Source organism: Microbacterium sp. zg-B96 (assembly GCF_030246865.1).
Lineage (GTDB): Bacteria > Actinomycetota > Actinomycetes > Actinomycetales > Microbacteriaceae > Microbacterium.
Genome location: NZ_CP126738.1, coordinates 245491 through 271904, shown reverse-complemented (window position 1 = coordinate 271904; position 26414 = coordinate 245491). Strand labels below are relative to the sequence as shown.

Sequence of the window (26414 nt, the reverse complement as noted above, 5' to 3'; positions counted from 1 at the left end):
CTGTCCCCTCTTTGGGGGACAAACAGTGAGAATCCTCTTAGATACCCGCGACGAATTCGGGTCAATGGAGCAGGAACTGCTTGCTCGTGGTGGATTCGATCCCGCCGATCGCCACCCGCAGGTGGAACGACGACCCGCCGCCTGGTGCGCTCTGCCGGCCGGTCTCGCCGCAGGTCGACACCGACGAGCGGGTGCGGTCCCACGTCAGCGGCGCGGCGCTGGTGACACTCTGCCCGGCGTCGATCGTCACGATCTGGTCGCTCGGCTCGGTCTGGCAGTCCGTCGAGCGCCACCAGACGTCGTCGCCGCTGCTGATCGTGAACGTCTGGGTCGTGGTGCCGACGTTGATCGTGCAGGGCACCCCGCCGTTGTTGGTGAGCGAGATCGACAGCTGCGGGTTCTCGCCCGCCGCGTAGGTGTCCTTGTCGGTGAGCCCGGCGACCTCGATCGCCGCCGCCTCGCACTCCGCCACTGCGCCGGCAGTGTCCTCCGACGCGGATGCCTCGGGCGACGGCATCGGTGGGGTCGACGGTGCGGGCGAGCCGGTCGGGGTGGATGTCGGGGTGCTCGTCGACACCGGAGTCTTGCGATCATCGGGTCCGCTCGCGCCGGCGTTCCACGGCTGCCACACCAGCAGCAGCACGATCCCGGCGATCACGACGATCGCCGCCAGCAGCACCAGCAGCCGGCGACGACGATAGACGGCGGGGGAATGCCGGCGACGGACGGGATCGGACATGGCTCTAGGCTACGTCGCGGCATCCTGCCCGCGCGGCGGGCGCGCGGCGTTTTACAGGTGCTTGAGCATGCGCGTGTTGCCGAGGGTGTTCGGCTTCACGTGCGCCAGATCGAGGAACTCGGCGATGCCCTCGTCGGGGCTGCGCAGCAGCTGGGAGTACACGTCGGGGTCGACGATGTGCTCGCCGATGGGCGCGAAACCGCGGGCGCGGAAGAAGTCCACCTCGAACGTGAGGCAGAACAGCCGCGACAGGCCCAGTTCCCGGGCGTCGTTCTCGAGGTGATCGACGATCGCGCGGCCGACGCCACGGTGCAGCCAGTCGTCCACCACGATGAGCGTGCGCACCTCACCGAGGTCTTCCCACAGCACGTGCAGCGCGCCGCACCCGACGAGCACACCGTCGGATTCGGCGACGACGAACTGCTGCACCGATTCGTACAGTACGACGATGTCCTTGCCGAGCAGAATGCGCCGCTGCACATAGGGGTCGAGCATCGCCAGGATGCCGCGGACGTCGGAGGTACGTGCGGCGCGGACGGTGAAACTGCTCACCGTCTCACCCTACGCCGCCGCCTGGACCGGGCCGCCGTGCCGCGGTGCCCGCCGCTCCTCCGGTAAGTTTCATAGCGCGCGCTGACCGGCGCCGCTCACCGACCGGAGGAGGTCCGAAGGCGTGAGTGTGCTGCGCGATTATGCGACGGCGGTGACCCAGCCGACGCTGCCGTTCGCCGTACCGGCGAGCCACGACGGGGTTTTCGCCCCGGATGCCGTGGCGCGGTACGACGAGGTCATCTCCCCCGACGGCGGGCTGCGCCCGGGGTGGAAGGCCATGGCAGACCTGGCTCTTGCCCTCACCCCCGACGAGCTGCGCCGCGTGGAGGGTGAGATCACCCGGTTCCTCGCCGATGACGGCGTGACGTATGTGACCCCGGATGCCGGCGCCCAGCCGTGGCAGCTCGACCCGATGCCGCTCGTGATCGACGCCCCCACGTGGGCGCGGCTGGACGTGGGGCTGGCTCAGCGCGCCGAGCTGCTCAACGCCGTGCTGAGTGACCTGTACGGCCCGCAGACGCTGCTGTCCTCCGGCACGGTGCCCGCCGCGACCGTGTTCGGCCACTCCGGGTTCGCCCGGCCGGTGGCCCGTCCCGGCGTCATCGACATGCAGCCGCTCCTGCTGTCGGCCACCGACCTCGGCCGCGACGCCGACGGCGAGTGGCACGTGCTGGCCGACCGCGTGCAGGCGCCGTCGGGTCTCGGGTACGCCATGGAGAACCGCCGCGTGATCGCGCAGGTGCTGCCCGATCTGTACCAGGAGAGCGACCTGCACCGGATGGAGCCGTACTTCTCGGCTCTGCGTGCCTCGTTGCTGGATTCGGCCCCCGGCGTCGCCTCACCGCAGGTCGTGGTGCTCTCCCCCGGCCCCCACTCCGAGACGGCCTTCGACCAGGCGTTCCTCGCCAATGCGCTCGGCATGCCGCTGGTTCAGGGCAGCGACCTGGTCGTGCGCGACGGCTGGGTGTGGATGAAGCCGGCCGGCTGGCCGAGCACCCCGCCGCGGGAGCGCGTCGACGTGATCGTGCGACGCGTGGATGCCGAGTGGTGCGACCCGCTGGAGATGCGGGCCGACTCCCGGCTCGGCGTGGCGGGCCTTGCCGAAGCGGTCCGGCGCGGGCGCGTGCGCCTGGTCAATGGACTCGGCGCGGGAGTGCTGGAGAACCCGGCGCTCATGCCGTTCCTCCCCGCCGCGTGCGAGATGCTGCTGGGAGAACAGCTGCGGCTGCCGTCGGTGGGGACGCTGTGGTGCGGCGACCCCGATGCACGGGAACGCGTACTCGAGCGCATCGCCGCAGGCGACCCGCACCTGATCGTGCGGACGATCGACGAAACCCGTGCGGCGCTGTCCGGAGCCGACGCGGCCGAGCTGACCGCCGGCATCCTCGCCGCCCCCTATCGCTACGTCGGCCAGGACCTGCTGCCGCTGTCGCAGGCCCCGGTATGGGCGGGCGGCACTCGAGCCGCCGCGCGACCGCTGGTCTTCCGCAGCTTCACCCTCCGCTACGGGTCGGCATACCGCCCGCTCGTCGGCGGGCTGGCGACGGTGCGCAGCGGCATCGAGGCGCGGCCGACCACCAAGGACGTATGGGTCCTCAAGGCCTCGGCGGACGATCCGGACCAGGGTCTCGTCGAGAGCGTGCCCCTGGCCTTCGGCCCCTCCGTGCCGACACTTGCGCCGCGCGCCCTGGCGGACATGTACTGGGCGGGGCGGTACGCCGAACGCGCAGAGGACCTGCTGCGCCTGCTGCTGACCGCGCACCACCAGCTGGAGCAGATCAGCGGCCACCACGGCCCGGAGGCGATGGAGAGCACACGGGTGCTGCTGGACGCACTGCACCGGCTGGCGGGCAGCCGGTTCGCGGATCCGGATGCCGAGCTGCGCTCCCTGCTGCTGGACACCGACCGCCTCGGCAGCGCCGCCCATGCCGTCGCGCGCCTGCGCGATGCCCTGGAGGGCGTGCGCGACCAGCTCTCCGGCGACACCTGGCGGGTGTTCTCGAACGTCGACCGCGCCACCCGCGCGCTGCGCTCCGCGCCCCACGCCCACCGCACCGCGGAATCAGCCGGGCGCATGCTCACCGCGGTGCTGTCGCTGCAGGGCGTCACGGCGAGCATGATGCGCGACTCCGGCTGGCACATGATCGAAGCAGGGCGGTGCCTGGAGCGCGCCCTGCAGCTGTGCCATCTGCTGGTGGGCACCGCGACGCGCCGCCGCGCCATCCGTGCCGACCGCGAGGTGCTGGAGGCCATGCTGACGGCGGCGGAGAGCATCGTCACCTACCGCCGCCGCTACCGCGGGTCGCTGCGCACCGCCGACGCCCTCGACCTGCTGCTGCTGGATCGCGACAACCCCCGCTCGCTCATGTTCTCGCTCGATGCCCTGGGCACCCACCTCGCGGCCATGCCCGCCTCGACCGGATCGACCCGCCCGGAGCGGCTGCGCGAGCACCTCGAGCGGGAACTGGCGAGCGCCGACATCGCCGCGTTGACGGCAGCGGACGGCGAGCACCGCTCGGCGCTGACGGAGTTCCTCGTCGATGCCATCGCCCAGCTCGAGCAGCTGGCCGAGGCCGTCGCGCACGTGCACTTCGAAAGCGGTCCCCCGCCGCTGGCGCTGTCGTCGCTGGCCCTGATCGAAGAGCAGGCCCGCGCATGAGGTACCGGGTGTGGCACCGCACCGCCTACGCGTACAGCGCGGAGGTCGAAGACAGCGTGGGGCTGTTCCACCTGGTGCCCCGCGACCTGCCGTGGCAGCGCGTGCACGACCACGCGGTGACCGTCGATCCGAATCCGGGCGACGTGAGCGGGGACGTGGACTACTTCGGCAACTCCGTGACCTACTTCCACCTCACCGACCCGCACGGCACCCTCGTGATCGAAGCATCCAGCGATGTCACCGTCGACCCGCCCGCGTACGACGAGCAGGTCCTCGCGCAGCCGTGGGAGCGGGCCCGGCCGCTGCACCACCCGCAGACACCGGGCGCCTGGCGGGCCACCGAGTACGCGCTGGAATCCGCCCGGGCGGCGCACGTGCCCGAGGCGACGCACTACGCCGCGGCATCCCTTCTGCCCGGCCGACCGCTCGGTGAAGCGGTGACCGACCTGATGCGCCGCATCCACGCCGACTTCGCCTACGACAGCACCGCCACGACCGTCACCAGCACCGTCGCCGACGTGCTGCGCACGCGCGCCGGGGTGTGCCAGGACTTCGCCCACCTCGCGCTGGCGTGCCTGCGCGGCCACGGCGTGGCCGCCCGATACGTCAGCGGGTATCTGGCGACCCAGCCGCCGCCCGGCAAGGAGCGGGTGTTCGGTGCCGACGCGTCGCACGCGTGGCTGGCGGTGTGGGTCCCCGGCACCGACGAGTGGCTCGCGATCGACCCCACCAACGACCAGTGGGCCGATGACCGGTACGTCACGGTGGCGTGGGGCCGGGACTACGGTGATGTGTCGCCGGTGAAGGGCATCATCGTGACCGAGGCGAAGACCTCGACGCTGCGCGTGTCGGTCGACGTCGCGCCCGTCTCGGCCTGAAACGAAGAAGAGCGGATGCCGGGTGGCATCCGCTCTTCTGTCGTGTGGTGATCCTTACGCGGTGTCTCCGCCTGCGATCAGGTCGGGGGTCGCGGCAATCTCGCCCGCCGTACCCACGCCTACCGCGACCTTCTCGCCGCGCGGGGCGCTCTCGAAGGTGAATCCGGTGGCGTTCGAATCGACCTTCACGTGGTCGCCGGCGTGGAGCTCGCCGTGCAGGATCCGCTCACTGAGCTGGTCCTCGATCTCGCGCTGCATGGCGCGGCGCAGCGGCCGGGCCCCCAGCGTCGGGTCGAAGCCGATCTCGATGAGACGGTCCGCCGCGGCCGGCGACAGCTCCAGCGTCATGTCGCGGTCGAGCAGGCGCTCGCTCAGACGCTTGGTGAACAGGCCGACGATCTGACGCAGTTCGTCCTTGTTCAGCTGCGGGAACACGATGATGTCATCGAGACGGTTGAGGAACTCGGGCTTGAAGTGCCGCTTGAGCTCCTCGTCCACCTTGCCCTTCATCCGGTCGTACGACGTCTGCGCGTTGCCCTCCACCTGGAAGCCCACCGGGCCGCCCGCGATCGCCGACGAACCGAGGTTTGTCGTCATGATGATCACAGTGTTCTTGAAGTCGATGACGCGGCCCTGACCGTCGGTCAGGCGTCCCTCCTCCAGGATCTGCAGCAGCGAGTTGAAGATGTCAGGGTGAGCCTTCTCGATCTCATCGAACAGCACGACCGAGAAGGGCTTCCGGCGCACCTTCTCGGTGAGCTGACCGCCCTCTTCGAACCCGACGAACCCGGGAGGGGCTCCGAACAGGCGCGAGACGGTGTGCTTCTCACCGAACTCGCTCATGTCGAGCGAGATCAGCGCGTGCTCGTCGTCGAAGAGGAACTCCGCCAGCGCCTTGGCCAGCTCGGTCTTTCCGACGCCCGTGGGGCCGGCGAAGATGAACGAGCCGGAGGGGCGCTTGGGGTCCTTGAGCCCGGCGCGCTGACGACGGATCGTGCGCGACAGCGCCGCGATCGCCTCGTCCTGGCCGATGACGCGCTGGTGCAGCGCCTTCTCCATGAAGACCAGGCGGCTGGACTCCTCCTCGGTGAGCTTGAACACCGGGATGCCGGTGGCCTGAGCGAGCACCTCGGCGATCAGACCCTCGTCGACCACCGCGTGGCTGGCGACGTCACCGGAGCGCCACTGCTTCTCCAGGCGCAGCCGCTCGGCGAGCAGGGACTTCTCCTCGTCGCGCAGCGACGCGGCCTTCTCGAAGTCCTGCTCCTCGCTGGCGCGCTCCTTGTCCTCGCGGACCTTGGCGATCTTCTCGTCGAACTCGCGCAGCTCGGGCGGGCTCGACAGGATCGACAGGCGCAGGCGGGCGCCTGCTTCGTCGATCAGGTCGATGGCCTTGTCGGGGAGGAAGCGGTCGCTGACATAGCGGTCGGCCAGGTTGGCCGCCGCGACGATCGCGCCGTCGGTGATCTGCACCTTGTGGTGCGCCTCGTACCGGTCGCGCAGGCCCTTGAGGATGTTGATCGCGTGGGGCAGGCTCGGCTCGGCAACCTGGATCGGCTGGAAACGGCGCTCCAGCGCGGCATCCTTCTCGAAGTGCTTGCGGTACTCGTCCAGCGTGGTCGCACCGATCGTCTGCAGTTCACCGCGGGCGAGCAGGGGCTTGAGGATGGATGCCGCGTCGATCGCGCCCTCGGCCGCACCTGCACCGACGAGGGTGTGGATCTCGTCGATGAACACGATGATGTCGCCGCGGGTGCGGATCTCCTTGGTGACCTTCTTCAGGCGCTCCTCGAAGTCACCGCGGTAGCGGGACCCCGCGATGAGCGACCCGAGGTCCAGCGAGTAGACCTGCTTGTCCTTCAGCGTCTCGGGCACCTCGCCCTTGACGATCGCCTGCGCGAGCCCCTCGACGACGGCAGTCTTGCCGACGCCGGGTTCGCCGATGAGGACCGGGTTGTTCTTCGAGCGGCGCGAGAGGATCTGCATGACCCGCTCGATCTCCTTCTCGCGGCCGATCACCGGGTCGAGCTTGTTGTCGCGGGCTGCCTGGGTGAGGTTGCGGCCGAACTGGTCCAGCACCGCCGACCCGCCCTGGGCGGGCGAGCTCTGCTCACCGGGCCCGGCGGCGACGCCTGCGGGCTCCTTGCCCTGGTAGCCACTGAGCAGCTGGATGACCTGCTGGCGCACCTTGTTCAGGTCCGCGCCGAGCTTGACCAGCACCTGCGCGGCGACGCCTTCGCCCTCGCGGATCAGCCCGAGCAGGATGTGCTCGGTACCGATGTAGTTGTGGCCCAGCTGCAGCGCCTCGCGCAGAGACAGCTCGAGCACCTTCTTGGCACGCGGCGTGAACGGGATGTGCCCCGTCGGCTGCTGCTGGCCCTGCCCGATGATGTCCTGCACCTGCTCGCGCACGGCATCCAGCGAAATACCCAGCGATTCGAGCGCCTTGGCGGCCACCCCCTCGCCCTCGTGGATGAGGCCGAGCAGGATGTGCTCGGTGCCGATGTAGTTGTGGTTGAGCATCTTCGCCTCTTCTTGGGCGAGCACAACCACGCGACGGGCACGGTCCGTAAATCTCTCGAACATCGTCGACTCCTTCAAGCGCACAGTTCTGGCGCTTACGCAAAAGGGTAACGACCGAAGCAGGGCGTTATGCCCGTTGTTCGCCACGGGCGGATGCCGGACCGGTTCTGGGGTCGGTGTTGAAGTGTGCATCGGTAGTCGTTATGTTAACGACTGTCGATAACAACGATATTCGTTATACGGAGGAGTTTCATGCGCACTGCATCCACCCGGCCCGTCGTGTCGAAGGGTGACCGCTGGGCCCTGATGGCACTGATGATCGCCGGCCTCGCGCTGGCCGTAGGCTCTGTCATCGCCGCGGTGGTGCGGATCGTCGAGGTGCTGTCGGGACGCGCGATCGAGGTGTTCGCGGAGTTCGCGGGCACCCCCGCTCTCGCGCCGATCGGCGTCGACGGCGCGGACGTCCCGGTGGGCCTGGACACGGCGGTGCTCACCGTGGACAACCTGCCGGCGGCATCCGTCGGCGCGATCGTCATCCAGCAGGTGCTGATGGTGCTCACGGTCGTGACCGTCGTGGCGTGCCTGCTGCTGCTGGCGCGTGGCGTGCTGCGCGAGCGGGTGTTCAGCCGCGTGAACACGCGGCTGGTGACGGTGGCGGGGATCACCGCGCTGCTGGGCGCAGCGGTGTATCCGTTCTTCGGGAACATGGCCGCCAACGGGGCGTTCGCCGCGCTGTCGGAGCGCACCTTCGACAACGTCCTCATGACGGTGGATCTCAGCACCCTGCTGATGCTGGCGTTCGTGGCGGGGCTGGCATCCACCGTCTTCGCCGTCGGCGACCGGCTGCAGCGCGAGACCGAGGGGCTGGTATGAGCCCCGCGGAGGACGACGGCCCCAGCGGCATCCACTGCCGGCTGGACGAGCTGCTCGCCGAGCGCGGGATGACCCTGGCGCGGCTGTCGGAGCTGGTGGGGGTGTCGGTGGTGAACCTGTCGGTGCTGAAGAACGACCGCGCTCGCGCGATCCGGTACTCGACGCTCTCCGCGGTGTGCCGGGCCCTCGATTGCGAGGTCGGGGACCTGCTGGTGCGCTCCGACCCCCGCTGACCCCGCTCCGGCGCCGCGCGCGCACGCCGGCGCCGGCACCACAGGCGCCGGCACCACAGGCGCAGGCACCACACCCCGCTCGGTCGTCGCAAAAGGACCCTCACCGCCCTCGGGAAGGGCCGAACGCGACCACCGAGGCGTTGGGCATCCGGCCGCGGGGCCCCGGGCGCGGCGCGGGCCGGCGCGGCCCGCGGCCCCGCCCCCGCGGTCAGCCGAGGATCGTCGTGGTCACCGGGGTCTCGAACGCGGGCCCGCCGCCGGTGAGGGTCAGGGTCACCGGTGCGTCGTCCTCGAGGTCCTCGCCGGCGACGGCGAGCACCGCGCGCGGAGCCATATCCATCGTGCACATCTGGTCGGCCTCGGGCTCGGCGAAGGTGACCATGACCGCGTCGGGCGCCGTCACCTCAATGCCCTCGATCGACGGCACGCACGTCGATGAGCCCCACGTAAGGATCACGAAGGCGTCGTCGTCCACCCAGCCGGCGCTGGGGAGGTAGTCCGTCTCGCCCGACGGCGGGGTCGCCCCCACCATGCCGTCGAGGTCGGTGTCGCCCCGGTAGCCGTCGCCGGTCACCGTGATCTCCAGGTCCTGCGACGGGTCGACGCCCTCGGGGACGGCGACCACCGTCACCCGTGGGGCCATGTCAGCCGTGCAGACGGCGTCATCCGGCGGGTCCACCAGGGTCACCTCGAGCACGCCGGCAGACGATACCGTCGCGGCATCCGCGATCGGCACGCACGTCGACGATCCCTGCGTGACGATGCCGATCATGCGCCCGGCGTCGAGCCAGGCGGCATCCACCTCGGCCTCGGTCACCGCACCGGCACCGGAGTCGCTGTCACCGGTCGAACCGGGCTCAGGCGAAGTCGTCGCGCACGCCGAGAGCGAGCCGACCAGCAGCACCGCGAGACCCGCGGCGGCGAGGAGCGAAGAGGAGCGAGGGGTCATCGCTCCATCTTGACGGCTCCGGCTGAACGACGCAGGAAAGATCGGTCACGACGTGGTAACACTCATTGCAGCGCCGAGGTGAGCCGCGCGAGGTTGTCCAGCACCGTCGAGCGCAGCGGCTGCTGCTCCCACTCCTCGAGCGTGAGCTCGCGGCTGAGCTCGCGGTACATCTGCTCGACATCGCGCATCTCGCGGACGTATTCCTCGCCGCGCACGAGCATGGAGACCTCCAGGTTCAGACCGAACGAGCGCATGTCCATGTTGCTCGACCCGATGACCCCCACCTCGTCGTCGACGGTCATCGACTTGGAGTGCAGGATGTAGGGCTTGCGGTACATCCAGATGCGCACCCCGGCACGCAGCAACGCCTCGTAGTAACTGCGCTGCGCGTGGTAGACGATGGCCTGGTCGCCCTCCTCCGAAACGAACAGCTGCACGTCGACGCCGCGCTGGCAGGCGGTCGTGATCGCCAGCAGCATCGATTCGTCGGGCACGAAGTACGGGCTCACGATGATCAGCTTGCGCTGCGCGGCATACATCAGGCTCAGGAACAGCTTGAGGTTGTTCTCGAACTCGAAACCGGGACCCGACGGGATGATCTGGCAGTCCAGATCGCCCGGGGCGGACTGTACCGAGAACAGGTCGATCTCATCGGTGAGTATCTCGTCGGTCTCACTGAACCAGTCGGACAGGAACACCGCGTTGATGGATGCCACAACGGGGCCTTCCACGCGCATCATGAGGTCGACCCAGCGCAGGCCGCGGCGGATGTTGCGGCGCAGGTTGTAGGTGGAATCGGTGATGTTCTGCGACCCCATGTAGGCGACCCGGCCGTCAACCACGAGCAGCTTGCGGTGGTTGCGCAGGTCGGGCCGCTGGTATTTGCCCTTGAACGGCTGCACCGGGAGCATGAGCTCCCAGTGCGCGCCCATGGCGGTGAGCCGGCGCAGCGTCTGTTTGTAGAAGGGCTTGCCGCGGTTGGCCCAGTGGTCCATCAGCACCCGCACCGTCACGCCGCGGGCGCACACCTCCTCGAGCGCGCGGAAGAAGTTGTCCGTGGTGGCGTCCGTCTGCAGGATGTAGAACTCCACGTGCACGTAGCGCTCGGCGGCGCGGATCGCGTCGGCCTGCTCGTCCAGCGCGGTGCGGTAGTCCGCGATCAGGTGCGCGGAGTTGTCACCCGCCAGCGGCATGGCACCGAGGTTGCGGTTGAGGGTCACCGTGGAGGTGAACCACTCCGGGGCATGCGGGCGCAGCGTGCCGAAATCGAGGTGCTCGCTGGTCTCGTGGATGTACGCGTTGATCTGGTCCTGCTTGCGGCGTCGCTTGCGCGGCAGCCGCGGGTTCCCGATCAGCAGGAAGAGGAAGACGCCCACGAAGGGGATGAAGTAGATCGCCAGCAGCCAGGCCATCGCGGCCGTCGGACGCCGATTGCGGGGAATGACGATGATCGCCGTGATGCGCACGATGATGTCGACGACGAAGGCGAGGATGACCCACCATGTCCAGTCGAAAGTGATGCTGATCACTTTCCCCCCTCGCTCGTCACTTCGTCAGCGTAGCGAGGGTGGCGCTCATCCGGCGCTGCGGGGCACTCCCACGTCGGCGGCGGCAGGGGGCATGCCGCGCTTGGCACGTTCCTCGGCCTCGATGCGGGCGTGCACACGGCGCTCGGTGCGATCCATCCGCAGGATGCCGCGGAGGATGAACCAGAACGCGAGCGAGACGACCAGGGTGGGCAGCAGCGCCCATGCAACGGCGGCCCACATGCTATCCATGTCCCCATCGTACGTGGTCCGCCGGCGACGCCTCCTGCACCGGTGGCAATCCGGCTGATTCATCCCGAATTGGCGGCATCGGGCCGCTCGCCGGTGCATCGGCGCGAGCACGCTGAGCGCATGACCACGATCGTCAAAGCCGCGGATGCCGCGCACTTCCTCTCGCTCGTTCCCGCCGTGCTCGGTTTCACCCCGACCCGCAGCCTCGTGCTGGTGCCGTTTCACCGCGGGCGCAGCATCGGCGCGATGCGCCTGGACCTGCCGCACTCCGGCGCCGACCTCGACGCGTTCGCGGCGACGTGCCTGGGCATGGTGTGCCGACTGCCGGATGCCGATGCGCTGGCGGCGGCGGTGTTCACCGACCAGTCGTGCGGCGAGGGTCTCCCCGGCGCCGCACTCGCGCGGAGCCTGCGACGGGCCGCCGAGGCGTGCGGGGTGCACCTGACCGATGCGCTGACGGTCGGCTGCGACGGCTGGGGTTCTCACTTCGATACCCAACTCCCGCCCGGCGGACGCCCGCTGACCGCGCTGAGCCTGCCGCCGCCGGCGACCGTGCAGATCGCCTCCGGCGACCAGGCTTCCGGCGCGGTGCTCCCACCGCTCGATCCCGGCCGCGCCGAGGCGGCGGCCGCCGCCCTCCGCTCGCTGCGCAGCGCGCTGACCACGCTCTGCGGCGACCGCGACGAGGCGCCGGATGAATCACCGGAAGACAACGACGGCACCCGCATCGACCCGGCGGCACTCGTGGCCGCGTGCCGACTCGACGACGTGGTCGAGTTCTTCGAGCAGACGCTCGAGGTGGATGCCGCCGCGCTCGCGCCGTACGACGCCGCGCTGCTGCTGTGGTGTCTGTCTCGGCCGGCGCTGCGGGACGTTGCCCTCGTGCAGTGGAGCGCGGACGCCGAACGCGGCATCCAGGCGTTGGAGGCGCAGCGCCGCTGGGAGGAAGGCGCCGAGTATCCGCCGGACCTCGCGATGACGATGTGGGGCGAGGGCCCGCGCCCCGACCCGGACCGGCTCGGCCGCGCCCTCGCGGTGGCCCGGCACGCCGCCGCGCTCGCGCCGACGCCGCTGCGCCCCGGCGCGCTCGCGACGTGCGCGTGGCTGTCATGGGCGCTGGGGCGCTCGACCCACGCCGAACGCTACGCACGGCTCGCGGTGCAGATCGAACCCGAGCACGGACTCAGCGAAATCGTGCTGTCGTTCGTGGCAGCCGGTCACCTGCCCGACTGGGCCTTCCGCCGCAGCTGACCCCGCCCGCCGGTGACGCCGCGACGCGCCCCGGCGTTACTTGACCAGCGGGAAGAGGATCGTCTCGCGGATGCCGAGCCCCGTGATGGCCATCATGAGCCGGTCGATGCCCATGCCCATGCCGCCGGTGGGGGGCATGGCGTGCTCGAGCGCGCGCAGGAACTCCTCGTCCACGCGCATCGCCTCGTCGTCGCCGCGGGCGGCGAGCTTCGTCTGCTCCACGAAACGCTCCCGCTGGATGACGGGATCCACCAGCTCGGAGTATCCGGTGGCCAGCTCGAAGCCGCGGATGTACAGGTCCCACTTCTCCACGACACCGGGAATCGACCGGTGCTCGCGCACCAGCGGGCTGGTGTCCAGCGGAAAGTCCATGACGAACGTGGGGCGGGTGAGGTCACGCTTGACGAAGTGCTCCCACAGCTCCTCGACGAACTTGCCGGGCGTCGCAATCTTCGCCGGCACCTCCACGCCCACCTCGGCGGCGAACGCCGTGAGCTCGTCCAGCGGGGTTTGCGGGGTGATCGTGCGTCCGGATGCCGCCGACAGCGACTCGTACATCGAGATGCGATCCCACTGGCCGCCGAGGTCGTACTCGGTGCCGTCGGCCCAGGTCACGGTCGTGCCGCCGGTGACGGCGATCGCGGCGTTCTGCACGAGCTCCTGCGTCAGGTCGGCGATGCCGTTGTAGTCGCTGTAGGCCTGGTAGGCCTCGAGCATGGCGAACTCGGGACTGTGGGTGGAGTCGGCGCCCTCGTTGCGGAAGTTGCGGTTGATCTCGAACACCCGGTCGATGCCGCCCACGACGGCCCGCTTGAGGAACAGCTCCGGCGCGATGCGCAGGTACAGGTCGGTGTCGAACGCGTTCGAGTGCGTGACGAACGGGCGAGCGGCGGCCCCGCCGTGCTGCACCTGCAGCATGGGGGTCTCCACCTCGATGAACCCGTGGTCGGTGAACGTGCGGCGCAGGCTCGCGTTGACCTTCGCGCGCGCCAGCACCGCGTCTCGCGCCTGGTCGCGCGCGATGAGGTCGAGGTAGCGCGAGCGAACGCGGCTCTCCTCGCTCAGCTCGGTGTAGAGGTTGGGCAGCGGCAGCAGCGCCTTGGCGGCGATCGTCCACTCGCGCACCATGATCGACAGCTCGCCGCGGCGGCTGGAGATGACCTGACCGCTGACGAAGACGTGGTCACCGAGGTCGACGAGGTCCTTCCAGTCCTGCAACGACTGCTCGCCCACCTCGGCGAGGGACACCATCGCCTGAATGCGGCTGCCGTCGCCGGCCTGCAGCGACGCGAAGCAGAGCTTCCCGGTGTTGCGGCTGAACACCACGCGCCCGGCGACACCGGCGGTCACGCCGGTCTCGTCGCCCGCCTCGAGGTCCGCGAACCGCTCGCGCAGCTCCGGGATCGTGTCGGTGACCGGCACCGACACCGGGTAGGCGCCGCCACCGGCATCCGTTCGCTCGGCGATCAGGCGTTCGCGCTTGGCCAGCCGCACGGCCTTCTGCTCGAAAACGTCCTCTTCGGAAGACGGCTCGGGGGGCGTCGACGGGTGCTGCTCAGTCACGTGGGGCTCCTTGGAAAGTCGCCCTCGAGTCTACCGGCGGCCCCGCAACGCCCCGGCGCGGGCCGCTCAGCCCTCGGCCAGCCGGCTGCGCATCACATCGCCGGCCCGCCGCATGGCATCCATCGCCGGTTCGCGCTCGTCGGCGCCGCGCGTCCAGTTGGCCACCACCGCGTACGCGATGCGCCGCGTCGGCGACATCACCAGGCCGATGTCGGCGCGCACCGACGAGTTGGTGCCGGTCTTGTTCCACAGCCAGACGTCGCGGTCATAGTCGTAGTGGGCGAGCGGGTCGAGGTGGAACCCGGATGCCACCATCGACAGATCCATGCCCGCCCCGAGCCAGCGCTGCAGCGTGCCCGCCGACGCGGGCGTCAGGTCCTCGGCGAGCACGGTGCGCCGCACGAACCGCACGAGTTCCGTTGCGGTGGCGTGCGACAGCCGCGGCGGAGCGCCCGCCGGACGCGGCCACCGCACGATGTCGTCGAGGCCGGAGTCCCGGTAGCCGAGCTCGCGGGTGTGCTCCTGAACGACGGGCAGCCCGATCACCCGGCAGAGGGTATTGGTCGCGGCGTTGTCGCTGACCGCACCGATCAGGGCCGCGACGTCGTAGAGCGACAGGGTGTCGGCCTGCAGCAGGTACCACAGCCCGGAGTCCTCGATGTACTCCACGGGGCGCCGCGTCACGGTGTCCTCGAGGGAGCGCTCGCCCCGATCGACCTCGGTCAGCAGCCGGTGCAGCAGGAAGATCTTGCCGATGCTCGCGGTGCTCAGCACCAGGTCGGGCTGATGGGCGAACACCACGGTGTCGTCGTCGAGGTCGACGGCGAGCGCCGAGAAACGCAGCCCCGGCACCTGGTGCTCCACTTCTGCGAAGTCGATGTTCATTCCGCCTCCTCCTCGTCGCGAGCCCGGCCGGTCACGTGGCCGCGCAGTTCTTCGCCGATCGCCCGCATCGCATCCAGCACGGGGGCGCGCAGGTCCTTCGCCGCGCCCTTCCAGTTCGCCGCGACCGCGTACGCGACGCCCGCCGCGGGACCGGCGAGGTGACCCACGTCGATGCGTGCGAACGACGTGGATCCGGTCTTGTGGCGCAGGATCATCCCCTGGTACTCCGCCTCAGCGTGGGCGAGGGGATCCAGCAGCAGTGCGTCGGCGACCATCGAGGTGTCGGTGTCGGCCGCGAGCCAGGTCGACACCTGAGCGCTGACCGCGGGCGAGATGACCTCGCCGGCCGCCAGGCGCCGCATGAGGTCGGCCAGCTCCGCCGCGGTGCCGTACGACGGCGTCCACGGCAGGTCGGGGGTGCGTTCGTTCCGGATGAAATCCAGCAGTGACGTGTTCTCGTACCCGAGCGCGGGGGCCACGGCACGCACCGCCGCCAGCCCGCACATCGCCAGCAGCGCATTGGTCGCGAGGTTGTCGCTGACCGCGCCCACCAGCAGCGCCGCGTCGTACACGCTCAGCTGCCGGTCACGCATGCGGTAGAGCAGCCCGGAGTCGGCGACGACGTGCTCGGCGGGGATCTCGATGCGCTGGTCCGCGCTGAGCTCCCCCGTCTCCAGCCGGCGGGCCACCTCGATCAGCAGGAACACCTTGCCGACGCTCGCCGTCTCGCAGACGACATCGGGCGCGTGCTCGGCGAGCACCGTGCCGTCGTCGGCGACGACGCGCACCGACCAGGTGGCGCGGGGGTCCAGCGCCGGCAGCACGATCGGCATCAGACCGCCTCCGCCACGGCCAGGCGGATGCCGCCACCCGCCTGAACTGCGTCGAGCACGCCGTCCACGTTCAGCGGCACGCTCAACGCCTCCGGGTCGTGGCCGAATCCCTGCTCCCACAGCACCGGCACCCCGAGGTCGCCCAGGTACTCCTGCATCAGCGCGCGCACGGCTCCCGGCTCGGCGCACTTGTGCCACGACCCGAGCACGATCCCCGCCGCATCGGCCAGCCGACCCGCCCGCTGCAGCTGCAGCAGGTAGGAATCCAGCCGGTAGGCCTCTTCATCGATGTCTTCGAGGAACAGGATGCCACCGGGGCGCGCCTCGGCCTCGGCGGCGCCGAGCGCCATCGCGAGCAGCGACAGGTTCCCGCCGGTGAACCTGCCCTCAGCCGCACCCGGCACGAGCACCTCGGTGCGGGGGCCGACGATGCTGCGCCCCGCCCACGGCTCGAACAGCCACCGGTGCACGTCGCCTCGCACCGACGTCGCATCGCGGAAGACATCGTTGCCGGGCATCGGGCAGAACAGCGTCGGCACGTCCAGGTGCACACGGAACGCCTCGTGCAGCGCCGTGACATCCGACGAGCCGGTGAGCAGCTTCGGCCGCCCGTCACGGCGCAGCGCCGAGGCGCGCATGCGCGACCAGTCGATGCCGTCCAGCAGCCGCATCGCGCCGTAGCCGCCGCGCAGGCACACGACCGCGTCGGTGTCGGGGTCGCACCACGCGTCGACGAGATCCTGCCGGCGGACGTCGTCGGAACCGGCGAGGTACGACGCCCGCGGGTGCGGGTCGAGCACGTGGTCGCCGACGACGACGTCCAGTCCCCAGTCGCGGTAGTAGCCCACCGCGCGTTCCAGGCTCTCGGCGTTCCCGGGCCCCGAGGGCGAGACGAACCGCACCCGGTCGCCCGGCTGCAGCGGCGCCGATGCGAGGTAGGAGGCGCGACCCGCCGTGACGGCGGTCACGCTCACGCGATCGCCCGGTGGATGGTGGGAGCGGCCGACAGCAGCTGCCGGGTGTACACGTGCTGCGGGCGCAGCAGCACCTGCTCGGTGGGGCCGTACTCGACGATCTCGCCCTCGAGCATCACCGCGACGGTGTCGGCGATGTTCCACGCCAGCCCCAGGTCGTGGGTGATCACGAGGGCGCTGAGGCCCAGCCGGTCCCGCAGCGACATCAGCAGCCCCAGGATCTCACCGCGCGCCGACGCGTCCAGCGAAGCGACGGGCTCATCGGCCACCAGCAGCTGCGGCCCGACCGCCAGCGCACCGGCGATCACCGTGCGCTGCCGCTGGCCACCGGAGAGCTCCTGCGGGATCGCGGTGAAGAAGTCCTCCGGCGGCGTCAGCTCGGCATCCACCAGGCTCTGCGCCACTCGCTGCTTCTCATCCCCCCGGAAGTGCTGCACCCGCAGCCCCTCCGCGACCGATTCGTACACGCTGAGCTTGGGGTTCAGCGCCGCAGTGGGGTCCTGCAGCACCATCTGCACCTCCTTGCGGAACGCGTGCAGCCCCTTGCCCTTGCGGGGCAGGTCCCGGCCGCGGAAGCGCACCACCGACCCGGGATCGGGCTGCTGCAGCCCCACGAGAGTGCGGGCGAGGGTGGTCTTGCCCGATCCGGATTGGCCCACGAGCGCCAGGATCTCGCCGCGCCGCACCACCAGGTCCACGCCCTTCACGGCGCGGGCGGACCGCGACCGGCTGTGGAAGGTGACGCTCAGTCCCTTGGCCTCCAGCAGTACTTCGTCGGTCATGGCGCTGGGCCGGACATCGGATGCCGCGCCCGTGCGCTCCCGCCGCGTCACCGGGTTGCGGCGCGAGGCCGGGTCGCCGATCGTGGGGAACGCGTCGGCGAGCTGACGCGTATAGGGATGCTCGCCCTGCGTGCACACCTCGTGGGCGTCGCCCACCTCCACCAGTTCGCCGTTGCGCATGATCGCGATGCGCTCGCACGCCGAGGCGAGCACCGACAGGTCGTGGCTGATCATCAGCAGCGAGATGCCGCGTTCGGTGACGAGCCGGCTGATCATCTCCAGGATCTGCTGCTGCACGATCACGTCCAGCGCCGTGGTCGGCTCATCGGCGATGATGATCTGCGGTTCGCACGCCAGTGCCATCGCGATCATGATGCGCTGCTTCTGCCCGCCCGACAGCTCGTGCGGGTAGGACTGTGCCTTCAGCGGGGGAAGGTCCACGGCGCGCAGCAGCTCCGCCACCCGTTCTTTGCGCGCCGCCTCGGTCTTCCAGGAGTCGGCGACGTGCAACTCGAGGGCCTCGAGGATCTGCTGGCCGACGGTGCGCACCGGGTTGAGCGAGTGCATCGCGCCCTGGAAGACGATCGAGGCATCCGCCCAGCGCAGCGCCCGCAGCCCGCCGAAACTCAGCTCGGTCACGTCGGTGTCACCGACGAGCACGCGGCCGGTGAGGGTCGCGTTGCCCGGCAGCAGCCGCAGCACGCTCATCGCGAGCGTGGACTTCCCCGAGCCCGACTCCCCCGCGATGCCCAGAGTGCCCCCGGCGGGAAGGCGCAGTGTCACGCCCCGCACCGCGGCGATCTCGCCCCGGGATCCGCGGCCCGCCGTGGTGTAGGTGATCGAGACATCTTCGAACGTGAGGTCGGGCATGTCAGCGGCTCCGCAGCGTCGGGTTGACGATCGTCTCGACGGCGCGGCCGACGAGGGTGAAGGCGAGCACGACCAGCACGATCGCCAGGCCCGGGATGAGCACGTACCACCAGTAGCCGCTGGTGGCGGCGGAGACGTCCATCGAGTTCCGCAGCACGGCACCCCACGACTGCAGTGTGGTGTCGCCCAGCCCCAGGAACGCCAGCGTGGATTCGGAGATGATCGCCGAGCCGACGGTGAGGGTGGTGTTGGCCAGCACCAGGGGAAGCACGGCCGGCAGCAGGTGCTTGACGATGATGTGCCAGTGGCCCGCCCCGAGCACCCGGGAACGCTCGACGTAGTCACGGGATTCCACCGAGAGCGTCTGCGCGCGCACCACCCGGGCCGTACCGGCCCATGACGTCAGGCCGATGGCGATGACGATCGTCCACACTCCGCGCGAGAGCACGGTGGACAGCACGATGGCGAGGATGAGCGAGGGCAGCACGAGGAAGAAGTCGATGATGCGCATGAGCACGGCTCCGGCGAACCCGGTGAAGTGGCCCGCCGCGATGCCCACGATCGTGCCGATGATCATCGACATCGCGGTGGCTGCGAACCCGACCAGCAGCGACACCTGCGCGCCCCACAGCATCCGCACCCACAGTTCCCGGCCCTGATGGTCGGTGCCCAGCGGATGCTCCCAGGAGGGCGGCGCGAACCGCGGCGAATCCATCACCCGGGTCACATCGAGCATCCACGCCGGCGCGAGCACCGGTGCGAACACGGCGAGCGTGACGATGACGACCAGGAAGATCAGCCCGACCATGCCGGACCGACTGTGGGAGAACTCCCGGGCGAACTGCCCGAAGGCGGCGCGCCGCCGCGCCCACGCCATGCTGCGCGGCGAACGGGATGCGGTGACCGCGCTCATCCGCGCCTCACTCTCGGGTCGAGCCGTCGATAGATGAAGTCGGCGATCAGGTTGGTGGCGATGATGACCGCCGAGAAGACGACGAAGGTGCCCTGCAGCAGCGGCAGGTCGGGACCGCTGATGGCCTCGAACGTGAGCTTTCCGAGCCCCGGCCAGGAGAACACCGTCTCCACCGTGACGGCACCGGCGATGAGACCGCCGATGTGCAGGAACATCAGCGTGACGGCGGGCAGCAGCGCGTTGGGCACGGCGTGGCGGCGGCGCACCAGGTCGTCGCGCAGGCCCTTGGCGCGGGCGGTGGTGAGGTAGTCGGCGCTCTTCTCCTCCATGAGCGAGGCGCGCATGACCATCACGTACTGCGCGTAGACGACCGCCACCATCGTGATCACCGGCAGCACCATGTGCGCCGCGACGTCGAGCATCCGAGCGAACAGGTCGGCGGGCGGATCGGGGGAGGTCATGCCGCCGGTGGGGAACCACCCCAGCGTGCCACCGAAGATCATGAGCAGGATCAGCGCGAGCCAGAACGTCGGCACCGACCACAGCACCAGCGCCATGCCCGAGGTGATCCGGTCGAACAGCGAGCCCGGCTTCCAGCCGGCCTTCTGCCCGAGCCAGAGGCCGAGGGTGATGGCGATGACGGCGGAGGTGCCGGTGAGCAGGATCGTGTTCCAGAAGTACTCGCCGATGAGCTCGCCCACCGGCATCTTGTAGACGTAGCTCTCGCCGAAGTTGAGTGTGAACACGTTCACCAGATAGTCGACGAACTGCTGCCACAGCGGCTTGTCGAGCCCCATCTGGGTGCGCAGCTGTGCGATCTGCTCGGGGCTGAGCTGCCGCTCGCGGGCGATGCTGGCGACGGGGTCGCCGGGGAGCACCTTGAAGGCGAAGAACCCGAGCAGGATCACCATCACCATGCTCACCGCGGCGCCGCCGAGCTTGGTGAGGAAGTAGGACAGCGCCGAGACGCGACGCGGGGCACCATCCGAACCCGACTCGGCGAGGAGGATCTCCTCGGTGGGCGGCACCGTGTTGGTCATGCGGTTCTTTCCTCAGTGAGCTTCGGGGATGTGAGAAGGGGCGCCGCCGCGGGAGTGGACCCCGCGGCGGCGCCCCCGTCACTCATTCGACGTCGGCCATCTTGCGACGTCGCAGCAGGACGAAGATCAGCACGCCGAGGACGATCAGCACGACGACCACTCCGGTGACGATGAGGCCGGTGGGCACACCGCCCTCGTCGCTGACGGCGCCCTCGACCGGCTCAACGGTGAGGAAGCCCCAGTAGCCGGCCTGGCTGGCGATGATGCCACCCTCGGCGGGCTGCAGCGTGAAGCCGGAGAACCGGTCGGAGCGGTAGGCCTCCAGCGAGTTGGCGTACCACGTGGCGATCTGCGCGGTGTCGGTGTAGTTCATCGCCAGCATCTCGTGGACGATCTCCTGGCGCTTCTCCTCCTCCAGTTCGGAGCGCTGCTGAGCGTACAGCTCGTCGAACTCCTCGTTGCAGTAGCCGTCCTGGCTGGTGCCGCCGGAGCCGTCGGTGCCGGTGGGCAGCGTCGAGCACAGGTTGATGCCCAGCTGGTAGTCGGGGTCGGGGTTGACGCTCCACCCGCTGAAGTACAGGTCGTAGTCAGCCGCGACCGAACGGGCGCTGATGGTGTCGCCGTCGGTGGATTCCACCGTGATGCCGACACCGATCTCGGCCATCCACGGCACGAAGTACTCGGCGATCGACTGCTCGGTGAGGTCGTCGGCATCCACCAGCAGGCGCAGCTGCAGCGGGGTGCCGTCCTTCTCGCGGATGCCGCCCGCGCCCACGGTCCAGCCGGCTTCCTCGAGCTTGGCCATGGCCGCTTCGGGGTCGTACGACATGATCACGTCGTCGTCGGCGGGAAGGGCCCACTTCGGGAACGACGAGGGGATGAAGCTGGTGGCCAGCTCGCCACGACCCTCCATCACTCGCTCGAGCAGGGTCTCGGTGTCGGTTCCCAGGCGCAGCGCCTGGCGCACGTTGACATCCTTGAGTGCTTCGTTGCCGGTGCCGTATGCCTGCCCGTCACGGGTGACGGTGCCGTGGTTGATGCTGATGGAGTGGTAGCGACGCCCCACACCGGAGTGCGTCGTGATGCCCTCCACATCCTCCAGCGCGTCGAACTGGGTCGGGGTGAGTCCGGAGACGAAGTCCACCTCGCCCGAGCGCAGCGCCTGCACCTGCGCGTCGGAGTTGGTGTAGTAGACGTACTGGATGCGGTCGACCGCGGGAGCCCCCTGCCAGAAGTTCGGGTTGGCGCGCAGCGTGATCGACTGGTTCGCACTGTAGCTGTCGAGCAGGTAGGGCCCCGAGCCGACGACGTCGGCGTCGTTGGCGAAGGTCGCCGGGTCGTCGATCTCCTCCCAGATGTGCTGGGGGACGATCGGCACCTCGGTGCCCGGGTTGGGTGCCTGCGGGGTCTTCAGGTTGATGACGACGGTCTTGTCGTCGGGTGCCTCGACGCTTTCGAAGTTCGACACCAGGTTGCCGTTGGCCACGCTCAGTTCGGGCACGGACATCATCTGCTCGTAGGTGTAGACGACGTCTGCCGAGGTGATGGGCTCGTCGTCCGACCAGGTCAGGTCGTCCTGCAGCGTGTAGACCCAGGTCATGCCGCCGTCTTCGACCTCCCAGCTGTCGGCAAGACCCTTCGTCGGCGAGCCGTCCTCGGCGTCGTTCTGCACGAGGTACTCGTAGACGTAGCGCAGGATGTTCGTCGGCGTCAGGTAGATGGACACGAACGGGTTGAACGTGTCGACGAAACCGGAAGTGGCGATGCGGAAGGTCGTGGCGTCGGCGTCAGGCGTCGACGTGGCTTCGGCGGCCACGGCACGGGCGGCAGGGGCCGTATCCGATGCGTGTGCGGCGCCGACCGGCAGTGCGATCAGCGCGGCTGCCGCGACCACTGCCAGCGCCCGGCGGGCACGGGTCCGAGGACGATTGGGCATGGGGGTTCCTTTCAGGGAGAACCTTGGCCGCGGCAGGCCGGGCCGGCGATGGACTACATAGAACCTCATCGTCGACGATGCGGTCAACGTATTTGTGACCGATCGTGGGGATCCGGCCACGATTTCACACGACTGTTACATTGCGCCGCACTCGTGGAACAACACACGAAATGACCACGACGCGAGAAGAAATCTTCCGTTTCGGTCAATCTGCGCAACCAGGCATAAATTCGGGCCGCACACCGCTCAGTCCCGGTTCGTTCTCAGGCCGTCCGGCGCGATCAGATGATCCGTTACGGATGATCGGTCGCACTCACTCCAGCCAGCAGCACCGCCTCCAGCAGGGCGATGCGTTCGGACAGCGATGTCAGTGACAGGTGTTCCGAGAGCGCGTGCGCGCCGCCGCCACGCGGACCGAACCCGTCGACGGTGGGGATGCCGAAGCCCGCCACCTGGTTCGTGTCGCCCGCGCCGGCCGCCGACCGGCCGTCGACCTGCTGGCCCCGCGTCGCGCCGGCGCCCGCGATGGCAGCCAGCAGCGAGGCGTCGGCGTCGGATGCCAGCCAGGCGGGGCGGTGGCTGAGCAGGGCGCACTCCACCGACGCACCGGCGCGGACCGGTGCGAGCCGACCCAGCTGCGCCAGCACCTTCTCCTCTGTGACCGGATCGATGAAGCGCAGTCCGATCTCGGCATCCGCCTCGGCCGACACCACGTTCGCCGCGGTGCCGCCGCGGATGACGCCGACGTTGCACAACACCTCGCTGGGCAGCTGCGGGTCCGACGCGATCCGGCGTACCGCGAGCAGCTGATCGACCAGCTCGTCGATCGCCGACACGCCGGCGGCCGGGTCGAGGGCGGCGTGTGCGGCGCGCCCGCGCACCGACAGCCGCAGCCGCGTGCTGCCGCGCCGCCCCACCTTCAGGGCGCCGTCCGGGTGGGGGGATTCGAACCCGATCGCGGCGGCGGCGCCCTGCGCGGCCTCGCGCACCAGCGCCTGCGTGGTGGGAGAGCCGATCTCCTCGTCGCACACCACCACGACCCGCACCGCGCGGTGCGCCCGGCCGGCGAGGCGCTGCACCGCCGCGAGCATCACGACCAGGCCGCTCTTCATGTCGTATGCACCCGGACCCCGCACGATGTCGCCGTCGACCGCCCACGGCAGGTCGGCCTGCAGGGTGCCGCGGGGCCACACCGTGTCGGAGTGGCCGACCAGCAGAATCGGGGCGCCCGCGCCGTCGAGATCGGCGACCAGGGTGAGCCCGGCATCCGTGCGCACGAGCCGCACGCGGGCGCCGAGAGCCTCCCACCACTGGCGCAACAGGTCGGCGATCGCCTCGCTCGCGGCGATGTCCCGCGACGGCGACTCGAGGCGCACCAGCTGCTCCAGCCGCTCCAGGACGGTCGCCTGTTCGGAGATGGCGTCGCTCATGTGACTCCCTCAGAATTTCGTTTTACGTAACATATCGGGTCTTGTGACGGCGGGGGTGGTCGGATAATTTCAGTCTCATACCTCTCCCCACCCCCCAACATCGGATACGTATCGTGCCCCACGCGCCCGCCATGCCCCTCCGCGCGGAACGCTTGGGCGACGCTGCGGCCTACCGCGCGGCGGCGGTGCTGTACGAGCGGGTCTTCGGTTATGCCGACCGCGACTTCTCCCTGAACCCCAACCTTCTCACTGCGCTGGCGCGCAACGGCGGCTCGGCGGTGGGCGTCTTCACTCCGGCACGCGAACTCATCGGCTTCGCCTACGGCTTCGCCGGGCGCGACGCCGCCGGGTGTGACTTCCACTACTCGCAGGCCGCGGTGGTCGACCCGCGCTACCAGGGGCGCGGGGTGGGCCGGCTGCTGAAGGAGTGCCAGCGCGACATCGCGCTTCAGTGGGGGCACACCACGATGCGCTGGACGTTCGACCCGCTGCTGGCGCGCAACGCGCACTTCAACTTCTCGGCGCTGCACGCCGAGGGTGTCGCGTACGTACCCGACTACTACGACCGCCCCGGCACCGACCGGGTGCTCGTGGACTGGCCGCTGCAACGCGCACTGGACCCGTATGACGCGGTGCGCGGCGCCCAGCCGCCCGCCTTGGGCCGCGCCGACTGGGGACGCGTCGTCGACGCGGTTGCCACCGGCACGGACGGCTCCACGCAGCCGGCGTCGTGGCTCGCCGTCCCGGCGGGCGGCATCGGGGTGAGCGGACTGCGCGGCGAAGCGGATGCCGCCGCCGACGGCCTGCGCGCCCGGGTGCGGGACGGGCTGACGTCGATGCTGGCGGGGGACCGCGTGCTGGTCGCCTGCCGACGGATCGACACCGAGACCGCCGTGTACCTGTCGGCACAACGGAAGGGGTGAGGGACGATGACGACCGAACCGGACGACGTGGACGACGTCGACGACAGCGAACTGGACCGCTCGCTGGATTCCCCCGGCGCACGCTACGGCGAGCGCTTCCGCACCAACATCTCGGCCGAGTCGCTGCAGGCGCGCGTCATCGAGGCTGAGGCCCGATCGCTGGCGCGCACGTTCGAGGAGCTCAGCCGCACCGGCGAGGTCGCGCACGCGGCGGCGTTGATTCTGGGCGCACGCCGGCGCTACATCACCGGCCGCGGCAAGACGGCGGCCTACGCAGAGCTGCTCAATGCCGACCTGTCGACCACCCTCTCCAACGTGTTCCTGGTGGACGGCCGTGCCCTGTCTCCCCTGACCGTCCTCACCGACGTGCGGGCATCCGATGTGCTGGTGGCGTTCACCATGCGCCGCTACCGCGAAGAGACGGTGCGGTTCGGGCAGCTCTTCCATGAGGCAGGCGGACAGCTCATCCTGATCACCGACAGCGAGAACGCGCCGCTGACCGGCGTGGCAGCGGCGGTGATCCGCGTGCACACGCATTCGGCCTCGTTCGCCGACTCCCCCACCGCGGTGGCCGCGGTGTGCCATCTGCTCAGCACGCTGACCACCGCCAGCGCGAAGGGTGCCAGACGACGCCTGGCCGGCAGGGACCGGTTCGCCGCCGACCTCGGGCTCTACCATCCGGAGCAGAACAAGGAGACCGACGCGTGAGGATCGACCGATTGCGCCTGTTCCAAGTCGGCCTGCCGCTCGTGCACGGGTTCGAGACGAGCTCGCACCGCAAGACCGGGCTGGACCACCTGCTGGTGGAAGCCACCGATGCCGACGGGACCGTCGGCTGGGGCGAGATCGCGTCGCCGGCCGATCCGTTCTACGGGTCGGAGACCACCGAGACGGCCTGGACCATCGCGGTGCGCTACCTCGTCCCCGCAGTCTTGGGCTCCGCGTGGGACACCCCGGCCGAACTCGAGCAGGTGTGGGCGAAGATCCGCGGCCACGAGTTCGCGAAGGCGGGTTTCTCCATCGCCGCCTGGGACCTGCATGCCCGCGCGAGCGGCCAGCCGCTGGCCACGGCGCTGGGCGGCACCCGCCAGTCGGTCGCGGCGGGGGTCTCGCTCGGGATCGAGCCGGGACTGGACGCGCTGCTCGCGCAGGTGGACCGCCAGCTCGCCGCCGGCTACGGCCGGGTCAAGCTGAAGATCGCGCCCGGCTGGGACGTGGCACCGGTGCGAACGGTGCGCGCGGCCTATCCCGACCTCGATCTGCACGTGGATGCCAATGGGGCCTATCCCGACACCGCCGAATCCGTGGCGGTGTTCCGCGGCCTGGACAGCGAACGGCTGACCATGATCGAGCAGCCCTTCGCGCCGCGGGACTTCGTCGCGCACGCACGACTGCAGGCGCAGCTGGCCACCCCGCTGTGCCTCGATGAGTCGGTGGTCGACCTGGGGGACCTGCGCACGATGCTCGCCCTCGATGCCGGGCGGGTGCTCAACATCAAGGTCTCCCGCATGGGCGGCCTCACCCTCGCCCGCCGCGCGCACGATGTCGCACTGAACGCCGGGATTCCGGTGTGGTGCGGCGGGATGCACGAGTTCGGCGTGGGCCGCGCCGCCAACGTCGCCCTGTCGTCGCTGCCGGGGTTCACGCTGCCCTCCGATGTGTCGGGGTCGGACAAGTACTACGCGCGCGACGTCATCGTGCCGCCCGTCGTCGCGCGAGACGGCAGGGTTGATGTCCCCCGCACCCCGGGGCTTGGCCATGCTGTCGACACCGACTGGATCCTCGAGAACACCTCACGCCACTTCGACACCGCGGCCATCGCCGCCTGAG

At 70.0% G+C, this 26414-nt stretch carries 23 protein-coding genes; 8 read left to right on the top strand and 15 right to left on the bottom strand.

Annotated elements, in window-relative coordinates; all coding sequences use genetic code 11:
- Positions 1-61: 61 nt before the first annotated feature.
- Together QNO11_RS01250 and QNO11_RS01245 are read right to left on the bottom strand one after the other, a co-directional pair.
- Entirely contained in the window at positions 62-739 is a 678-nt protein-coding gene (locus QNO11_RS01250) for a hypothetical protein (RefSeq protein ID WP_257508915.1), read from the bottom strand.
- Between the two features lie 51 nt (positions 740-790).
- Complete coding sequence (locus QNO11_RS01245) at positions 791-1291, bottom strand: amino-acid N-acetyltransferase (protein ID WP_257508914.1); 501 nt, start codon at positions 1289-1291, stop codon at positions 791-793.
- A gap of 127 nt (positions 1292-1418) precedes the next feature.
- Between QNO11_RS01245 and QNO11_RS01240 the strand changes: the two genes are divergently transcribed.
- Positions 1419-3950, top strand: coding sequence for a circularly permuted type 2 ATP-grasp protein (locus QNO11_RS01240; protein WP_257508913.1), 2532 nt, complete (start codon positions 1419-1421; stop codon positions 3948-3950).
- Complete coding sequence (locus tag QNO11_RS01235) at positions 3947-4828, top strand: transglutaminase family protein (protein WP_257508912.1); 882 nt, start codon at positions 3947-3949, stop codon at positions 4826-4828. The genes QNO11_RS01240 and QNO11_RS01235 overlap by 4 nt, the downstream gene beginning before the upstream one ends.
- Before the next feature lie 54 nt (positions 4829-4882).
- On the opposite strand, the gene QNO11_RS01230 is transcribed toward QNO11_RS01235, so the two are convergent.
- Entirely contained in the window at positions 4883-7414 is a 2532-nt protein-coding gene (locus QNO11_RS01230) for an ATP-dependent Clp protease ATP-binding subunit (protein WP_257508911.1), read from the bottom strand.
- Positions 7415-7603: 189 nt separating this feature from the next.
- On the opposite strand from QNO11_RS01230, the gene QNO11_RS01225 reads away from it, so the two are divergent.
- Together QNO11_RS01225 and QNO11_RS01220 are read left to right on the top strand one after the other, a co-directional pair.
- Entirely contained in the window at positions 7604-8224 is a 621-nt protein-coding gene (locus QNO11_RS01225; protein ID WP_257508910.1) for a hypothetical protein, read from the top strand.
- Positions 8221-8457 carry a helix-turn-helix domain-containing protein gene (locus tag QNO11_RS01220; RefSeq protein WP_257508909.1) on the top strand — a complete coding sequence of 79 codons (237 nt, stop codon included), beginning with the start codon at positions 8221-8223 and terminating at the stop codon, positions 8455-8457. Before QNO11_RS01225 ends, QNO11_RS01220 begins: the two co-directional genes overlap by 4 nt.
- A gap of 208 nt (positions 8458-8665) precedes the next feature.
- Here QNO11_RS01220 and QNO11_RS01215 read toward each other — a convergent pair whose 3' ends face one another.
- The 3 genes from QNO11_RS01215 to QNO11_RS01205 form a co-directional block, all read right to left on the bottom strand.
- Positions 8666-9406 carry a hypothetical protein gene (locus QNO11_RS01215; RefSeq protein ID WP_257508908.1) on the bottom strand — a complete coding sequence of 247 codons (741 nt, stop codon included), beginning with the start codon at positions 9404-9406 and terminating at the stop codon, positions 8666-8668.
- A gap of 62 nt (positions 9407-9468) precedes the next feature.
- Positions 9469-10935 carry a cardiolipin synthase gene (gene cls, locus QNO11_RS01210; protein WP_257508907.1) on the bottom strand — a complete coding sequence of 489 codons (1467 nt, stop codon included), beginning with the start codon at positions 10933-10935 and terminating at the stop codon, positions 9469-9471.
- Between the two features lie 45 nt (positions 10936-10980).
- Positions 10981-11184 (bottom strand): hypothetical protein, encoded by a 204-nt coding sequence (locus QNO11_RS01205; RefSeq protein WP_257508906.1) that lies wholly within the window; start codon positions 11182-11184, stop codon positions 10981-10983.
- A 120-nt stretch (positions 11185-11304) separates the two neighbouring features.
- On the opposite strand from QNO11_RS01205, the gene QNO11_RS01200 reads away from it, so the two are divergent.
- Entirely contained in the window at positions 11305-12435 is a 1131-nt protein-coding gene (locus QNO11_RS01200; RefSeq protein ID WP_257508905.1) for a DUF4192 family protein, read from the top strand.
- A gap of 36 nt (positions 12436-12471) precedes the next feature.
- Here the strand turns inward: QNO11_RS01200 and lysS are convergent, their stop codons facing one another.
- From lysS to QNO11_RS01155, 9 genes are all read right to left on the bottom strand, one after another.
- The gene (lysS, locus tag QNO11_RS01195; protein WP_257508904.1) at positions 12472-13998 is read right to left on the bottom strand and encodes a lysine--tRNA ligase; all 1527 of its coding nucleotides are present in this window, start codon (positions 13996-13998) and stop codon (positions 12472-12474) included.
- Between the two features lie 66 nt (positions 13999-14064).
- Positions 14065-14883, bottom strand: coding sequence for a serine hydrolase (locus QNO11_RS01190; RefSeq protein WP_257508903.1), 819 nt, complete (start codon positions 14881-14883; stop codon positions 14065-14067).
- Positions 14880-15716 carry a serine hydrolase gene (locus QNO11_RS01185; protein WP_257508902.1) on the bottom strand — a complete coding sequence of 279 codons (837 nt, stop codon included), beginning with the start codon at positions 15714-15716 and terminating at the stop codon, positions 14880-14882. The genes QNO11_RS01190 and QNO11_RS01185 overlap by 4 nt, the downstream gene beginning before the upstream one ends.
- Entirely contained in the window at positions 15716-16690 is a 975-nt protein-coding gene (locus QNO11_RS01180) for a S66 peptidase family protein (RefSeq protein ID WP_257508901.1), read from the bottom strand. Before QNO11_RS01180 ends, QNO11_RS01185 begins: the two co-directional genes overlap by 1 nt.
- Complete coding sequence (locus tag QNO11_RS01175; protein ID WP_257508900.1) at positions 16687-18342, bottom strand: ABC transporter ATP-binding protein; 1656 nt, start codon at positions 18340-18342, stop codon at positions 16687-16689. Before QNO11_RS01175 ends, QNO11_RS01180 begins: the two co-directional genes overlap by 4 nt.
- Before the next feature lies 1 nt (position 18343).
- Complete coding sequence (locus tag QNO11_RS01170) at positions 18344-19255, bottom strand: ABC transporter permease (RefSeq protein WP_257508899.1); 912 nt, start codon at positions 19253-19255, stop codon at positions 18344-18346.
- Entirely contained in the window at positions 19252-20295 is a 1044-nt protein-coding gene (locus QNO11_RS01165) for an ABC transporter permease (protein WP_257508898.1), read from the bottom strand. The genes QNO11_RS01170 and QNO11_RS01165 overlap by 4 nt, the downstream gene beginning before the upstream one ends.
- Before the next feature lie 82 nt (positions 20296-20377).
- On the bottom strand, positions 20378-22231 hold the full coding sequence (locus tag QNO11_RS01160) for an ABC transporter substrate-binding protein (protein WP_257508891.1): 1854 nt from the start codon (positions 22229-22231) through the stop codon (positions 20378-20380).
- A gap of 293 nt (positions 22232-22524) precedes the next feature.
- A complete protein-coding gene (locus QNO11_RS01155; protein ID WP_257508890.1) occupies positions 22525-23661 on the bottom strand; it encodes a M20/M25/M40 family metallo-hydrolase in 1137 nt (378 codons plus the stop codon).
- 113 nt (positions 23662-23774) lie between these two features.
- Between QNO11_RS01155 and QNO11_RS01150 the strand changes: the two genes are divergently transcribed.
- From QNO11_RS01150 to menC, 3 genes are read left to right on the top strand one after another with little or no spacing between them, the layout of a single operon-like run.
- Positions 23775-24584, top strand: coding sequence for a hypothetical protein (locus tag QNO11_RS01150; protein WP_257508889.1), 810 nt, complete (start codon positions 23775-23777; stop codon positions 24582-24584).
- A gap of 6 nt (positions 24585-24590) precedes the next feature.
- A complete protein-coding gene (locus tag QNO11_RS01145) occupies positions 24591-25292 on the top strand; it encodes a MurR/RpiR family transcriptional regulator (RefSeq protein ID WP_257508888.1) in 702 nt (233 codons plus the stop codon).
- Positions 25289-26413: an o-succinylbenzoate synthase gene (gene menC, locus QNO11_RS01140; protein ID WP_257508887.1), complete on the top strand. Its 1125-nt coding sequence runs from the start codon at positions 25289-25291 to the stop codon at positions 26411-26413. The genes QNO11_RS01145 and menC overlap by 4 nt, the downstream gene beginning before the upstream one ends.
- The last annotated feature ends 1 nt before the right edge of the window (position 26414 follow it).